Source organism: Shewanella sp. SG41-3 (assembly GCF_014164545.1).
GTDB classification, from domain to species: Bacteria; Pseudomonadota; Gammaproteobacteria; order Enterobacterales; family Shewanellaceae; genus Shewanella; species Shewanella vesiculosa.
Map to the genome: position 1 here is coordinate 1 of NZ_JACJFJ010000024.1, position 869 is coordinate 869.

Here is an 869-nt window from a genome sequence, read left to right on the forward strand (position 1 = left end):
GTCACGGCTCAAAGTGCTGCGGGCACCAGTGCCGCGTCGAATGCCTCTAATAGTGTGACACCGATAGGATCACAAACGATTACTTTCCCTAACCCAGGCGCACAAAGCTTCGGCACCACACCAACCTTAACGGCAAGTGTAAGCTCTGGTTTAAGCTTAAACTTTACTTCATCAACTACTGGAGTATGTAGCATTAGCAGTACTGGTGTGCTGACCTTTATCACAACAGGAAGCTGTACCATTAATGCCAATCAAGCGGGTAATGCCAGTTATACCGCAGCGGCTCAAGTAAGTCAGACTTTTGCGGTGAATGCTGTAGTGGCTGGCGTGCCGAGTATAGGCACTGCGACAGCTGGCGATACTCAAGCGACGGTCAGTTTTACGCCGCCAAGTAATAATGGCGGCGCAGCGATTACTGGTTATACCGTGACCTCAAGCCCAGGTGGTTTGACAGCGAGTGGTACAGGTTCACCATTAACAGTCTTGGGGCTGACTAATGGCACGGCGTATACCTTTAGTGTCACGGCTCAAAGTGCTGCGGGCACCAGTGCCGCGTCGAATGCCTCTAATAGTGTGACACCGATAGGATCACAAACGATTACTTTCCCTAACCCAGGCGCACAAAGCTTCGGCACCACACCAACCTTAACGGCAAGTGTAAGCTCTGGTTTAAGCTTAAACTTTACTTCATCAACTACTGGAGTATGTAGCATTAGCAGTACTGGTGTGCTGACCTTTATCACAACAGGAAGCTGTACCATTAATGCCAATCAAGCGGGTAATGCCAGTTATACCGCAGCGGCTCAAGTAAGTCAGACTTTTGCGGTGAATGCTGTAGTGGCTGGCGTGCCGAGTATAGGCACTGCGAC

Annotated in this window: 1 protein-coding gene; it reads left to right on the plus strand. The window is 50.2% G+C overall.

All coding sequences use genetic code 11. The features are described from left to right. Positions 1-869: fibronectin type III domain-containing protein (locus tag H5164_RS19775; protein WP_182757381.1), on the plus strand; the 869-nt coding region annotated here is incomplete at both ends.